We start from the raw sequence: 13,716 nt of genomic DNA, 5'->3' as shown, positions 1-13,716 counted from the left end.
GGAGGGGCGGGTAGATCGCGAGACTCAGAAATCGCGACCTGCCAGCCATGGGCTGGCACTTCTGGGGTTGCCGGCCAGCGGCCGGCACTACCAGAGCATAAAAAAAGCCCCGACCAAGGCCGGGGCTTTTCTACAACTGGTGCCGGAAACAGGAGTCGAACCTGCGACCTACGCATTACGAATGCGCCGCTCTACCAACTGAGCTATTCCGGCGGAGCCCGCGATTTTACGGGCTGGGCGCCCCGGCGGTCAATCCACCCGGCTCAGTCCGCCTCTACCCGGTTGGCACACACCCGCCCAGCCGCGAAATCCTGCAGGTTCCCCAGCGTGATCGCCGAGATCTCCTGCAGCGCCTCCACGGTGAAGAAGCCCTGGTGGCCGGTCACCAGCACGTTGGGGAAGGTCATCAGGCGCTGGAAGGCCTCGTCGTCGATGATCTCGCCGGACAGGTCCTGGAAGAACAGCGCGCTTTCCTGCTCGTACACGTCGATGGCCAGGTGGCCGAGCCGGCGCGACTTCAGCCCGCGGATCACTGCATGGGTATCCACCAATCCGCCGCGCGAGGTATTGACCAGCATCGCGCCCGGTTTCATCCGCGCCAGCGAGGCGTCATTGATCAGGTGCTGGGTATCGGGCGTCAGCGGGCAGTGCAGCGAGACGATGTCAGCGCGCGCCAGCAGTTCATCCAGCGCCACCATCTCGCCGATATCTGCGAAGGCCGCCGACGGATACGGGTCGTGCCCCAGCACCGTGCAGCCCATGCCCTTGAAGATGCGCGCGGTGGCCAGGCCGATCTTGCCGGTACCGACGATGCCGACCGTGCGGCCATGCAGGGTCCGTCCAAGCAGTCCGTCGAGCATGAAGTTGCCTTCGCGCACGCGGTTGTAGGCACGATGGGTCTGGCGGTTGAGGGTCATCACCAGCGCCAGTGCATGCTCGGCCACGGCTTCGGGCGAATACGCCGGCACCCGCGCGACGAACAGGTCCAACGCTTTCGCAGCGGCCAGGTCCACATTGTTGAAGCCCGCACAGCGCAGCAGCACCGCACGCACGCCCAACGCGTGCAGCGCGCGCAGCACCTGCGCATCCAGCCGATCGTTGACGAACGCGCAGACCGCGGCGCAGTCCTGTGCCAGCGCTGCGGTATGCACATCCAGCGCGGCATCGAAGTAGACGAACGTGTAACCCTGCCCCGCCGCCTCACGCAGGTTGGCTTCGTCCAGGAAGCGACGGTCGTAGGGTCGGGCGCTGAAGACGGCGATCTGCATGGAATAACCTGGATGGAATGCCATGCCGACCATACCGCAGCCACGCGTCCGTGGGGATGGCACCGGCGATGCGAACATCGCCGGTGCCCTGTGCCACTCAGAACTTGTAACCCAGCCCCAGCATCACGCCGTTCTGGATCTGCCCGTCACGACGCTCGCCCACGTAGTCGGCCATGATCGACAGGCGTTCGCTGGCGCGGCTGGTCACGCCCAGGTTCCAGGCCAGCACCTGCTCGCCCACGGCCTGGCTGCTTGCCCCGAACACCAGATCCGGTGCTGCGGCGAAGCCGGTGCTGTAGCGCGCCTGCGAGTCGCCCAGTTCCTTCTGCCAGACCACGCGGGCACGCGGGGTAATGCGCTCGCCGTTGTTGCCTTCGAAGGTCCTGAACAGCTGCAGGCCGGCGCCCACGCGGATGCTCTCCAGGCTGCCGCTGCGACCGACCAGTGCACCCGCGCCCTGCCCTTCATTGAAGCGCGTGGCCGAGGTACGCGCGTAGTCCACCACCGGCAACAGCGGCTGGATCACCAGGCCCTTGCCCGTGGTGAATGAGAACGCATGCTCCACCCGCGCGGAGATCGCATCGTTGCTGTACTTGGCACGCAGCGGCTGCTGCAGGCCATCGATACCGCTGACGCTGCGGCGGGTGTCGTGACGCAGGTCTGTGTAGCGCACCGCCGCCGAGAGATAGCCGCGCGAATAGGTCGCGTCCAGGTAGCCACCCACGTCCAGCGCGCGCACGTCACCACTGAAGTCGGAGCCGTCGCGGCCCTTGGTCGACATATCCGCCGCGGCCACGCTGACGCCCAGGGTGACGCGGTCATCGGCAACGCGGGTATCGGCGCCGACGACGATGCCGCCGATGTTATGGCTCAAGCCTGCCACGCCACCGTCGGCATCGATGCGGCCGTGGCTGGCGAAACCGCGCGCCCACAGGCCATGGTTGCGACCAGGGCCACTGCCTTCACCGCCGCCCGCCGCCGGCTCGACCAGATGCATGGCCAGCTGGTTGAACAGGCTGCCGTGGCGCATGCCCGGCTGCGCCGACACCGACTGCGCGGCCTGCGAGGCCAGGCCGTCGGCATCACCGCCACTGCGCATCGCGGCCTGGTGCTGCTGCACCACGTTGCCGATGCTGCCCACCAATGCGTTGTCGGCCAGGCGCAGGGTCGCGTGCGCGTCACCGCGCAGGGCACCGGCCTGCTGTGCGATCACATCACGGTCGGCGAACTGCAGGGCGCCGAGCAGCGACTTCAGGCCACCATCCCTGCGATCGGAAGCAGTCGCCAGCGCGCGGCCCAAGCCATCGCCGGAAGTGCCGTTGGTGAACAGGCCCAGCTGGTCGAAACCCGGGTTGGCGGTCAGCCACAGGCCGTCAGCGGCCTGCTTCACGTTGAAGCTCAGCAGCGAGTTGTGGCGCGGGCGGAACACTTCGCCGCCGGTGATGCTGGCGCTGTAGCCGGTGTCACCCAGGCGCACGACCTCTTCGAAGCCGCCCTGGTAGATCGGGCCCTGCACCAGGTCACGGCGGAAGTCCTGGCCGTAGTAACCCTGCGCCACGTTCAGTTCGAGGAAGGCCCCTTTGGAGATCACCAGCGCGCCGTCGGTCTGCTTGCTGTCGAAGAAACTGCCTACACGCAGGCGGCCACTGCCCGCCCCGCCGTTCTCGGTCACATCGAACAGCACCTTCCCGCCCGGCATGATGTTGACGTAGCCATGGGTGACCAGATCGCCGCCGCGCGGCATCAGGGTCCCGTACACGCGCAGGCGGTTGAAGCCGTCCTCGCGCCAGGACGGGCGGGTACCGCTGGCCAGCGCACTGAGATCCATAGCGGTGCCGGCCACGTCACCATTGCCGACCAGCATGCCTGCGCCCATTACCCGCACCTCCGAAGCGCGCAGGGCGCCGCCTTCCAGCGCGATGGTGCCGTTGTCGACCAGCATGAAGTCGGCACCGGTGGTCGCGGAGGTCCGCCATGTCGCGCCATTGGTCACGCGGATCACGCCCATGGAGTTGTCCAGCGTGGACGCATCCAGATCGCCCAGGCGCAGCTTCGACAGCAGCAGGGCCTTGTAGTACGGATCGTTCTGGTAGTCCTGTACCGAGTTCGCGCCGATGCCCTGCGGACCATTGCTGGACGCGTTGTAGATGCTCTGCGCCAGGTTGATGTAGCTGGATTGCCAGTTGGTGTTCCAGCGCGCGAAGTCATCATCGACGAAGGTCTGCAGCTGGCGACCGGTGCGCAGGTAGCCCGGATTGATGTCGCCGCTCACGTTGGCGGTGACATTCAATGTATCGCCCGGATCGCGGTAGCCCTTGGCGGTGATGACCCTGTTGCTGTAGATGTCCTGGCCCGGGAACGACTCCAGCTTGCTGCCGCTGCCATCAGGATCGAAAGTGACCGAGGCACCCGTGGTGCGCGCCGGATCGCGGAACACCAGCAGGCCGTTGGGCTGCACGACTTCATACATGGCCTTGTGCAGCAGCCCGGCATCGATGCCGCCGCCGTAGTTGCCGGTGTAGATCTGGGTCATCCGCGGCGATGGCGTGTAGATCACCTTGCCGCTGTTGCTGGCCGCGTGGATCTGTACCGAATCGACGATCGGCAGATCACCGGCCAGATAGCGTTCGACGCCACCGGACTGCATGATCGAGCAGGACGAAATGCAGTGGCCGGACACGATGGTGTTCAGGCCGGACGTGCGGATCACGCCCTGCAGCCACTCGCCGGCGATCAGCGCGCCACCATTGGAGGTGCGCAGCACCACTTCGCGGATCGGCCGGCCCTCGGCCTGTGCCTTGGCCAGCAAGGCGGGCAACGACACCACATCGGCGTAGGTCACCCCGCCGCTCAGGAAGATGCGATCCCCCTGCACGTGATAACTCATTGCCATGACGTCATCAGCCGCCGCGATGGCGCCAACGGCGATCAGCCCGGCCAGGGCCAGGCTCAACTTCGAATGCTTCATACGTTCTCTCTCTCCACCCGCAACACGCGGGTAAGGAGTCAAACGGCAAAGCGCCGGAATCTCCCCCAGCCCGGTCGGCCGGAAAAAATGAATGCATTCACAATGAGAGAGGGGCACCACACACTCTTCCCCATCCGGTCATCGTCGCGTAAAACTCGAAGGCGCACCCGCCAACGTCAGCCGAGGCCAGCCCTGTCCGTTCCGTCCCCCCTGATCCACCACGCGCCGGAGCCACCCGCGCCTGCGGACGCCTTCATCGCGTTCGTACGCGAGGAACGCGCGCCACTGTGCGCGTTCCTGCGCACACGGGGCGTCGGGCCGGAGGATGCAGAGGACATCGCGCAGGACTGCATGGAGCGGCTGATCCGCTATCGCGCGCACGGCACCGACGAACTGCGCCTGCTGCTGTATCGTATCGCGCGCAATCGCCTGGCCGATCGCGGCCGATCGCCGCAGTCGCGACCGCACCTGTCACTGGCCGAGCATGATGGTCACGACGAGCCCACCAGCCCGTCGCCGGACCCCTTGCGCCAGGCAGAGTCCGGGCAGATGTTGTCCCTGCTGCGGCAGGCCCTTTTCAAATTGCCCGAGCGTGCGCGCGAGGTGTACCTGCTCAACCGGATCACCGGCATGAGCTATACGCAGATCGCGCGGCACTGTGGAATTACAGCCAAGACCGTGGAAAAACACATCGCCCGCGCCCTGCAGGGCCTGCGCCAGGAGTTGGGACCGGATCCGCTGCACAACGACGGGGATACCGAATGAGCAGCCACCGGCACACGGAAGACGCCTCGCTGTTCGCACGCGCCAGCGCCTGGGTGGCGCGGTTGGAGGCCCCGGACTGCACCCCTGCCGAACGCGAGTCGTTCGAAGACTGGCTGGCTGAAGACCCTGCCCATGTCAAAGCCTGGGCGCAGGCCGAAGATCTTTTCCAGCAGGGCCAGGGCCTGGCTGCGGACCCATGGCTGCGGACGGCTGCGGCGCGTGCGGCACGGCCTGCCCGACGCCGCTGGCTGCCTGCCGCGGCCGCGGCCGCTGGTATCTGCCTGGCCATCGGCGTGGGCTGGATGGTAGCGGTGGATGGCAACCCAGCCCCGCAGCGCTTTGCCAATGACACGCATCAGGCGCAGCGGCTGACCCTGCCCGATGGCAGCGTAGCCACGCTCGATGCCGGCACGACGCTGCACGCACGCTTTGGCTGGCGCCACCGCGAGCTGGACCTCGAACGCGGCCGCCTGCAGCTGCAGGTCGCGCCATCGAACAAAGCACTGCAGCTGCGCGCCGGCACCAGCACCATCCGCGATATCGGCACCACCTTCCAGGTCGAGCGCCTGCACGATGGCCTGGTCGAGGTCGCGCTGCTGGAGGGTGCGGTGGAAGTCAGCAACGGCGCCGCCCAGCACACCCTGGCCCCTGGCCAGCAACTGCAGGTACTCCCCTCCGGGCGCATCCAGCCCGGTCCAGCGCTGTCCTCCACGGCAGCCGCCGAGGGCTGGCTGCATGGGCAGCTGGTCTTCGATGCCACCCCGCTGTCGATCGTGGTCGAACGCATGAACCGCTATGGCCATGCACCGCTGGTGATCGCCGACCCGGAGATCACCGATCTGGCAGTCAGCGGCACGTTCCGCGCAGGCGACGCACAGGAGTTGCTGTCCGCGCTGGAACTTGGCTGGTCCATTGCTGGCCAGACGCGCCCGGATGGCGCGCTGGAACTGCGCCGCACGTACTGAGGAGGCCTGCGGTGATGGCAGGACCAGGCGCGCTGCAGTGGGGGCTGCTCCGCCCCCTGCTGTGCCTGGCGCTGCTGGTCGCCGCGCCGCCTGCCGCCCTCGCAGGCGATCCGGCTGCCACCCACGACTACCGCATCAACGCTGGCCCGTTGCCCTCGGCATTGCAGCAATGGGCACGGCAAAGCGGCATCGCTCTGGTGTTCGATGCCCGGGAACTGGCGGGGCTCCATGCCAACGGCACCCATGGCCAGGCCGATCCAGCATCGGCCCTGAAACAGCTGGTCGCCGGCATGCCGGTGACCATCCTTCGAACACCGTCCGGTGGCTTCGTGGTCCGCCGCATCCGCGTCGCGCCCGCCGTCGCGCCGCCGGTTCCGGCAACGGTGGCGCCGCGCCCGCGCATGCCCCCGCAGTCGCCCCCCCAGGTGGACCTGGCGCCGATCCATGTCACCGGCAGCCGGTTGCCGCGCACCTCCGTGCAGACCACCCTGCCGGTGACCACGATCGATCGCGCAGATATCCTGCGCAGTGGCTACGGCAGCCTGTTCGACCTGCTGCGACACCTGCCGGGCATGAACGGGCTGCCAGCGATGAGCAGCGCACGCAGTGGCGATTCGCAGTACCTGCCTGTCGGTGCGGCCGCCACCACCAGCCTGGATGGCATGGGACCGCGCGCCACCCTGTTCCTGGTCAATGGCCGGCGCCTGCCCCGTTATCCGATGGTGTCCCTGGAACAGGGCGGGCTCACCGACCTGGGCGGCATTCCACTCAGCTTTGTCGAACGCATCGAACTGGTGCGCGGCGGTGCTTCGGCCATCTACGGTGCCGATGCCATGTCCGGCGTGGTCAACATCATCCTCCGCGACCAGGCCGACGGTCCGGAGGCAACGCTGCAGACCGGTCTGAGCAGTCGTGGCGACGCCGGCCAGTACCGCGTGCAGGCCGCCACCGGAGGCCTGCGCGGGAGCGGCGACCGCTGGTTCGCAGGCATCGACCTGCATCGCGTCGATCACCTGGCGGGAGACCAGCGTGACTGGCACGCCGAGACGTCGCAGTACCTGATCGGCGCCTTCCGCGATGGCGACTACTGGCCCGCTACGCGCTGCGACGGACCATTGAAACGACGCAATGGCGCCTGCTGGTTCGACAGCTCGCGCCCTCGTTCGCTTCAACCGGCCTCCGATACCGCCTCGGCCTATCTGCGCTACCGGCATGAGCGTGGCCAGGGACGCTACGTCTATGCCGAAGCCCGCGCCAGCCACAACCGGCAGCGTTTCGATCTGGGCCCGACCGCCGTCGCCCTCGGCCTGTACGGCTACACCTTCAACAGCGTCCTGCGCGAAGCCGGCAATGTGCGTCCCCAGGTACGTGCCACCGACGCCGATCTCACCCTGGGCATCGGCCGGGACCAGGGCAGCCACAGCTGGGACGCCGGCATCAGCGCGCAGCGCAGCGACGTCACCCTGGCCACGCCGGGCACCGTGCGCGCCGAACCGTTCATCGAGGCGGCGCAGTCGCTCAGGTTCCTGCCAGGCTTCGATGCATTGCCCGCCGATGAAGCCACTTCGCTGTTCCCATCGATCCGCAACCGTGGACTTACCGAGCAGTGGCAGGGCTGGTGGGGCATACAGCGCGCATTGATGCCGATGCGGGGCGGCAATGCGCAGCTGGCTACCGGCATCGATCTGCGCCACGAACGCTGGACGTCGCACCCGGACACCCTGCTGAGCCAGGGCGATCTGGCACTGGGGCTGCCGCAGCAGCAGCGGCGCCTGTCGCGGCAGAGTGGCGGCGCGTATGCGGAACTGGGCCTGCCACTCACGTCGGAACTGCGCATGGACCTGGCCGCGCGCTGGGACTACGACGGCGACTACACGGCATTCTCGCCCCGTGCCGGCCTGCGCTGGACGCCAACACCGCACTGGTCGTTCCTGCTGGCCAGCGGCCGCGGCTATCGCGCGCCCAGCCTGTTCGAACAGCGCCGCCCGCCAGGACAGTTCGGCACCCTTACCCTGCCCGTCTCAAGCGCACTGCCACCTTGTGCACAGAGCGAGCCGGACGGCCGCTGCGTGGTCACTGCGGATGTGGAGGAGAACAACGCGCTCAAGGCCGAGAGCTCACGCAGCCATTCGCTGGCGGCGACCTGGTCACCCAGCGATGCGTTCTCGCTTTCGCTGACCCACAACATCGTCGAGCTGCGCAACGAGATCCTCGCGCTGCAGCCGACCGATGCCGTGTGGAACCGTGACACCTGGCAGTTGGATGAGGATGGCAACCTGAGCAGCCTCCGCCTGTCGTTCGACAATATCGGCCGCACCACTTCCCGCAACTGGGTGCTGCGTGGCGAATACCGGATCGACACCGGCAGCACCGGCCAGTGGTTGTTCTCGCTGGACGCGCTGAAGCAGCAGGAGCTGCGCCGCCGTCGGGACCACGAGCCGGCGATCGACCTGCGCGGGCATGTCACGCCCGAGATGGCGGCGGTCCTCAACGTGCAATGGCAGAACAGCAACTGGGACATCGCCCTGCGCGGCAACCAGGTGGGCCGCACCCGCGCATGGCTGCCCGGCGCCGAGTGCCCGCAGCGGCAGATCGAACAGAACCACTGCATGAATCCGCGCCAGCTGCGCTGGAACCTGCACCTGGCGCGCCGCCTGGGCACACGCGTCATCGCGGCGCTGGACGTGCACAACGTGCTTGATGCGCAACCGGTGAACTACCTGGTCGGCAATGGTGGGCAGATGCCGGGGCTGGACGATCCACTGGGTCGCTACTACCTGCTTACCCTGCAGTTCCGCTGAGCGTAGTACGCTACGCGGCCTGTTCCACCGGTCTGCCACCTTCCCCATGAAAGCCTATCTCTGGTTCTGGGGCGCGTTCCTGCTGTTCTTCGCGTTGCCCTTCCCCTGCATCCTCTATTTCGGAACCTCCTGGCCGGTGGCGCTGGCTGATCGCAGCGCGCCATGGCTGTCCCTGCTGCTGCTTGTGCTGTCGCTGGCTGCATGGCTCTCTCTGCTGTTCGCGTTCCTGCATTTCCTGCTGCTCGGCCCACCACGCGCCCTGCATCGCGTTCGCTCGATCCTCGCCGATGGCGAACCACGCGATGCGCTGATCGAAAACGCTGAACAGACCGGCGTGCAGGTGCGTGGCTTCGCGCAATGGAAACTGCAGCTGTCCTTCAAGAACCTGTCCGGCACGCCGATCCGCGAACTGCTGCTGGTAGTCGACAGCAAGCCGCAACTGCAGCGCTTCGGCGTCGGCAGGCACGTCGATGCACGCCTGAGCCGGGTGCCGGGCGCGTTCCCGAACGTGGTACTGGACGGCGCCCAGCCCGAACTGAATGTCGCCAGCCTGTGGCGGCGTGGCATCGGTGCAGCACTCGGCATCGGAACCGTTGCCGCTGCCTATGTGTTGGCCTACCGGCTGCAGAGCGAGGGCCTGGGCTGGACCTTCCTGACCTTCGGCCACCCACTGCTGGTGTGCCCGCTGGTGTTGTGCGGCTACGCCCTGGTCCTGCGCCTGCTCGGCCGCCTGCTGCACGCCGATGCCCGCGGAGACGCGCTGAAGTACCGCGGCATCGGTGTGGAGGCCCGGGTATTGAAGGTGCGCCAGACCGGCACCTACCTCAACGAACAGCCGCAGGTGGAGTTCCAGCTGGAATACACCGACCGCGAAGGTGGCATACAGCAGGTGAGCGTGCGCCGCTTCATCCCGTTGATCGAGCTGGCCAACGTTCCACGCGAGCAGGTCACGCTGCTGTACGACCCGGATGACCGCAGCAATGTGCGCCTGGAGGCTGTATGAAGCGGCCGCCTTCCACACCCGTGGTATTTTCCGCCGTGCTGCTGGTGCTGGCCGGCGCCGCCGTTGCCGGTGGTGCGCTGCAGACGATAGGCGAAACACTGGGGCATTCGGTGCAGGCTGACCGCGCGACCGCGCCGATCACCATGCCGCCATCGCGCGAGAGGCCCGCTTCGCTCGCCCCGATTCCCGAACCGCGATCAATGCCGGTTCCCGAACGCAGCAACCGGTTGTTCGATGCGGACTACCTGCTGGCCGCCCGCCAGGCACTGGAACAGATGCCTGCACTGTCCGGGCACCGGTTGACGGTGTTCCACAGCATCCACTTCTACGACGATGGCCGCATCAACCTGGACCTGGTCGACCCGCAGCAGCCGACCCACGTCGACAGCTACCACTTCGAGCGTGGCCAATGGCGCAAGGGCAATCCAGTGAACCCGCAGCAGTTCGCGCCGACCATCAGCCTGCAGCGCAGCAGCACATCCCTGGCCAGCATCGATTTCGAGGCCGTGCCGCGCGTGGCGCAGGCATTGCAGGAACAACGCAATGCCCTGCAGAACCCCGCATCCGAAGTCGGCCACGTGTATGTGATCGTGCGCAAGGGCGGCAAGCTGGTGTGGCTGCCGGACGAAGTGGCCGGTGACCGCGAATCCGTACGCCTGCAGTTCGACGCACAGGGCAACGCCCGCGGCGTAAGCCGTCAGTAGGCAACGCGACCCATCCAGCTCTGGCAGCCGTTACTCCAGCAGGTAGAGCAAGGCCATTTGTTCGCTGACGAGAAGACTTGAACCAGCCGGCAGCCAATGCGGATACCCTCGATGGATCACAACTCCCAGTACTTGGAACCTTGGGTTTCATGCAGCCGGGATAGGAAGCCTGCAAGCGAGTCCGATGCTTCAGGCCAATCTTTTCGCTCGTCCAAAGGCAGGCAGACCAGCACCGTACCAAAGGCGTTCATCACCAGTAGATCTGAGTCGCCGTAGAAGCGGCCAAATACGACATCGCCGCTCCGGAAATCCAACGGACGCGAACCAGCGAGGAAGGTCGTCTGAACGTGTGCATCCTCGACGCTGAGCATCTCCATGCCCCATTGACCGAATTGCTCGTCCTTGAACAATTCCGCCGAAGCGTACACCTTCCAGAATGCGAGCAACTGCGCTGGGCAGCCCTGTAATCGCCGGTCTTCTGATATTGCAGCACCACGTTCTACGAAGAAGGATCGAAGCAGGAAAGGACACGCCCCATGCTGATGCATGGCGACCCGAGGCTTTGACCACTCCGCCCGGATGGCATCGATAACTGCAAACAGCGCGTTGATTCCCCTAGCCATCAGAAAATCATAACGAGGCCAGGCTAGCGATGACCAGGCAAAACTGAACGGGCTATGGCGTACTGCGCGCCATAGTACGTGGACAACACCAGCACGCTGGCCAGCGGCAGGCCGCCGGTGAAGCGGTCCCAGGCCAGCAGGGAATCGCTGGCGACGAACAGCAACGCACCTGCCGCGGCCCAGCGGGCGCTTCGGGCTTCCACGGCAGCGGGCTGCGGGCTGCGCCACTGCCGTGCCAGGGCCAGCGCTGCCATCGATGCCAGCACCACCACGTATGCCAGCACCGGCACACGCATCGGCACCGGCAGGTGCGGCCACAGGCCAAGCACATTGAGTACGGCAAAGGCCGCCAGCAGGACGCTGGCGGCGAGCAGGCCGCGTCCGGCACGCAGGCCATCGCGAAAGGCCACGATGTAGCAGAGGTGCGCCAGCAGGAACGCCACCAGCCCCGGTACGAACGCGTCCATCGGCAGCATCAGCGCGATGTCACCCACGCACGACAGCAGCATGCCGGCCAGCACCGCGCGCCGGTAGGTCGGCTGCGCAGGATCACGCACCCGCCAGGCGATGGCCGCGATCAGCAGCGTGGTCGCCGGCTTCGCCAGCCAATGCAGCCAGCGCCCGTCACCGTGCAGGAACGTGCCGACGATGGCCAGGATCGCCATCAGCAGGATCACGCCATCGCGGGCGCGCGGCTTCATCGCGCCTTCCACAATTCTGCGAGGCGGTCAGGCTTGCCGGCGATACGCTCCAGCACCGGGTACTGCAGGCCACCGTGGTAGGCGATGCTCATCGTTTCGATGCGGTCGAACTGCTTCACCAGCAGCACGATCGGCGCCTTGTCCTTCGCTGCCGCAGCCACCGCGTCCTTCAAGCGCTGGCTGCTGTACTCACGGCCGCCAACCGCGATTACCTTCATGCCCGGTGCAAGACCGGCGTTGAACGCCGGGCTGTCCCAGATCACATCGCCGACCGTACCGCTGTCGAGCACGGTCGCGCCCAGCGAATAGGCGAGCAGTGCCGCCTTGGCGCGTTTTTCCTGTGCCTTGTAGGCGTCGTTCGGCGTATCGCGGTAGACCAGCTTCCAGCCTGCCAGCTCCAGGCCGCCGGTCAACGAACCGTGGCCGTCCAGGCGCCCGCGCAGGAACGTCGCCCAGTCGTACGGCGCGATGCCGTTCAAGGTCGCGACCACATCATCGAAGGTGTACGGGTTGACATCCCAGTCGCCATTGCCGACGCCGAAGAACGCACGCGCGAAGTCGTCCAGGCTGCGGCGGTTGCCGCTCAGTTCGCGCAGCTTGCCCTCCACTTCCAGCCACAGCATCTGACCGCCGGAGTAGTAGTCCTCGCTCATCTGGTAGTTGCGGTAGGGCAACGTGCGGCGCTGGGCGATGGTCGGGTCGTTGGTGGTGTCCTGCAGCGGCCGCCAGGCCAGGCCCGGTCGGCCACGGTCGTAGGTCGCGGCCACATTGGCCAGCATGTCGCGCGCCTGCGCGGTCGACCACAGCCCCGAACGCGCCGCCAGCACCTGGCCCCAGAACTGGGTCTGGCCCTCGTACACCCACAGCAGGCTGTCGCCCATCGGCACGTTGAAGTTGGCGGTGGCCAGGTCGGCGCCGCGACGGTACTTGCCGTTCCAGGAATGGGTGTACTCGTGCGGCAGCAGGTCGCGCATCCACGCGTTGCTGTCCCACTCGGTGAAATAGCCCGGATCGGCGCTGTTCTCGCTGGAGCGGTGATGCTCCAGGCCGATGCCGCCGAGACGGTCGGTCAGCGCCAGCAGGAACTCATAGTGGTTGTAGTGGCGCGCACCGTAGAGCTTGTAGGCCTGCTGCACCAACGCGCGGTGCAGGGTGATCTGCGCGTCGGTGGGCTTCAACGACTTGGCCTCGTCGGCGAACACGTTGAGGTGCACCGGCACCTTCGCGCCCGGATCGAGATCGATGCGCTGGTAGTGCTCGCCGGCGAACAACGGCGAATCGACCAGATGGTCATAGGAAATCGGCTTGAACACCACGGTGTCACCGTCGCGCCGCGCGGTTTCCAGCGCGGTTGCGAACGACCAGCCCCTGGGCAGGGTCACGCTGGCCTGCGCCTGCAGGTTGCGCGCATCGACGCCGGCCGGATACAGCGAATTGGCGTTCCACTGCAGGTTGAGCATTTCCGGGGTCATCACCACCCGGCCCTGGCTGCCGCCCTGCGAGGACAGGAAGTCGAAGTGGGCGACGATCTCGCTCACGCCCTCGGGCACGTTCACCTTGAACGCATAGACGTTGAACTGGTCACGCTGCCAGGCCAGCGGCGTGCCGTTGGCGGTCACGCGCAGGCCGGCCAGCTTGTCGATCGGGCCGGTGGGTGAATGGTTGCCGGGAATCCACTGCGGGTACAGCAGGGTCATCGGGCCGGGCTTGGCCGGCACCGTAGCGGTCACCTTGAAGATGCGCCGGGCCAGATCGCGCGCGTCGACATCGATGCGCAGCAGGCCGGGGGCCACCGCGTTCGCCGGTGGCGAGGTCTGTGCCAGTGCAGGCGTGGCCGCCAGCGCGAACAGCAACGACATCGCCAAGGCTCGGGTCTTCATCGGGCAGGTTCCAACAACGGAGAATCTTCCGATGCTAG

At 66.7% G+C, this 13,716-nt stretch carries 10 protein-coding genes and 1 tRNA gene; 5 read left to right on the top strand and 6 right to left on the bottom strand.

The window, feature by feature from the left end:
• Nucleotides 1-137: 137 nt before the first annotated feature.
• The 3 genes from AC5P9P_RS02015 to AC5P9P_RS02005 form a co-directional block, all read right to left on the bottom strand.
• Nucleotides 138-213 (bottom strand) — tRNA-Thr (locus AC5P9P_RS02015).
• 50 nt (nucleotides 214-263) lie between these two features.
• A complete protein-coding gene (locus tag AC5P9P_RS02010) occupies nucleotides 264-1,268 on the bottom strand; it encodes a 2-hydroxyacid dehydrogenase (protein WP_033833399.1) in 1,005 nt (334 codons plus the stop codon).
• Between the two features lie 97 nt (nucleotides 1,269-1,365).
• Complete coding sequence (locus AC5P9P_RS02005; RefSeq protein WP_049404728.1) at nucleotides 1,366-4,236, bottom strand: autotransporter outer membrane beta-barrel domain-containing protein; 2,871 nt, start codon at nucleotides 4,234-4,236, stop codon at nucleotides 1,366-1,368.
• A 255-nt stretch (nucleotides 4,237-4,491) separates the two neighbouring features.
• Between AC5P9P_RS02005 and AC5P9P_RS02000 the strand changes: the two genes are divergently transcribed.
• The 5 genes from AC5P9P_RS02000 to AC5P9P_RS01980 are packed head-to-tail and all read left to right on the top strand — an operon-like array spanning nucleotide 4,492 to nucleotide 10,474.
• Complete coding sequence (locus tag AC5P9P_RS02000) at nucleotides 4,492-5,001, top strand: RNA polymerase sigma factor (RefSeq protein WP_080052359.1); 510 nt, start codon at nucleotides 4,492-4,494, stop codon at nucleotides 4,999-5,001.
• On the top strand, nucleotides 4,998-5,966 hold the full coding sequence (locus AC5P9P_RS01995) for a FecR family protein (protein WP_033833367.1): 969 nt from the start codon (nucleotides 4,998-5,000) through the stop codon (nucleotides 5,964-5,966). Before AC5P9P_RS02000 ends, AC5P9P_RS01995 begins: the two co-directional genes overlap by 4 nt.
• Before the next feature lie 14 nt (nucleotides 5,967-5,980).
• Nucleotides 5,981-8,767, top strand: coding sequence for a TonB-dependent receptor (locus AC5P9P_RS01990; RefSeq protein ID WP_033833366.1), 2,787 nt, complete (start codon nucleotides 5,981-5,983; stop codon nucleotides 8,765-8,767).
• Between the two features lie 46 nt (nucleotides 8,768-8,813).
• Entirely contained in the window at nucleotides 8,814-9,770 is a 957-nt protein-coding gene (locus AC5P9P_RS01985) for a hypothetical protein (RefSeq protein ID WP_445950068.1), read from the top strand.
• On the top strand, nucleotides 9,767-10,474 hold the full coding sequence (locus tag AC5P9P_RS01980) for a hypothetical protein (protein WP_021202455.1): 708 nt from the start codon (nucleotides 9,767-9,769) through the stop codon (nucleotides 10,472-10,474). Before AC5P9P_RS01985 ends, AC5P9P_RS01980 begins: the two co-directional genes overlap by 4 nt.
• 116 nt (nucleotides 10,475-10,590) lie before the next feature.
• On the opposite strand, the gene AC5P9P_RS01975 is transcribed toward AC5P9P_RS01980, so the two are convergent.
• From AC5P9P_RS01975 to AC5P9P_RS01965, 3 genes are read right to left on the bottom strand one after another with little or no spacing between them, the layout of a single operon-like run.
• Complete coding sequence (locus tag AC5P9P_RS01975; protein ID WP_019337508.1) at nucleotides 10,591-11,097, bottom strand: hypothetical protein; 507 nt, start codon at nucleotides 11,095-11,097, stop codon at nucleotides 10,591-10,593.
• A 23-nt stretch (nucleotides 11,098-11,120) separates the two neighbouring features.
• The gene (locus AC5P9P_RS01970; protein ID WP_445950069.1) at nucleotides 11,121-11,798 is read right to left on the bottom strand and encodes a lysoplasmalogenase; all 678 of its coding nucleotides are present in this window, start codon (nucleotides 11,796-11,798) and stop codon (nucleotides 11,121-11,123) included.
• On the bottom strand, nucleotides 11,795-13,678 hold the full coding sequence (locus AC5P9P_RS01965; protein WP_445950070.1) for a M61 family metallopeptidase: 1,884 nt from the start codon (nucleotides 13,676-13,678) through the stop codon (nucleotides 11,795-11,797). The genes AC5P9P_RS01970 and AC5P9P_RS01965 overlap by 4 nt, the downstream gene beginning before the upstream one ends.
• Nucleotides 13,679-13,716: the final 38 nt, after the last annotated feature.

This window comes from Stenotrophomonas sp. YJH_SMC_14-1 (genome assembly GCF_059372275.1).
The sequence above is the reverse complement of the archived record's forward strand: the minus strand, read 5'-3'. Positions and strand labels throughout refer to the sequence as shown.

Coding starts and splice junctions, on each gene's coding strand:
- AC5P9P_RS01985 (WP_445950068.1), top strand. CDS start 8,814: ATGAAAGCCTATCTCTGGTTCTGGGGCGCGTTCCTGCTGTTCTTCGCG.
- AC5P9P_RS01975 (WP_019337508.1), bottom strand. CDS start 11,097: ATGGCTAGGGGAATCAACGCGCTGTTTGCAGTTATCGATGCCATCCGG.
- AC5P9P_RS01980 (WP_021202455.1), top strand. CDS start 9,767: ATGAAGCGGCCGCCTTCCACACCCGTGGTATTTTCCGCCGTGCTGCTG.
- AC5P9P_RS01990 (WP_033833366.1), top strand. CDS start 5,981: ATGGCAGGACCAGGCGCGCTGCAGTGGGGGCTGCTCCGCCCCCTGCTG.
- AC5P9P_RS02005 (WP_049404728.1), bottom strand. CDS start 4,236: ATGAAGCATTCGAAGTTGAGCCTGGCCCTGGCCGGGCTGATCGCCGTT.
- AC5P9P_RS01965 (WP_445950070.1), bottom strand. CDS start 13,678: ATGAAGACCCGAGCCTTGGCGATGTCGTTGCTGTTCGCGCTGGCGGCC.
- AC5P9P_RS02010 (WP_033833399.1), bottom strand. CDS start 1,268: ATGCAGATCGCCGTCTTCAGCGCCCGACCCTACGACCGTCGCTTCCTG.
- AC5P9P_RS01995 (WP_033833367.1), top strand. CDS start 4,998: ATGAGCAGCCACCGGCACACGGAAGACGCCTCGCTGTTCGCACGCGCC.
- AC5P9P_RS01970 (WP_445950069.1), bottom strand. CDS start 11,798: ATGAAGCCGCGCGCCCGCGATGGCGTGATCCTGCTGATGGCGATCCTG.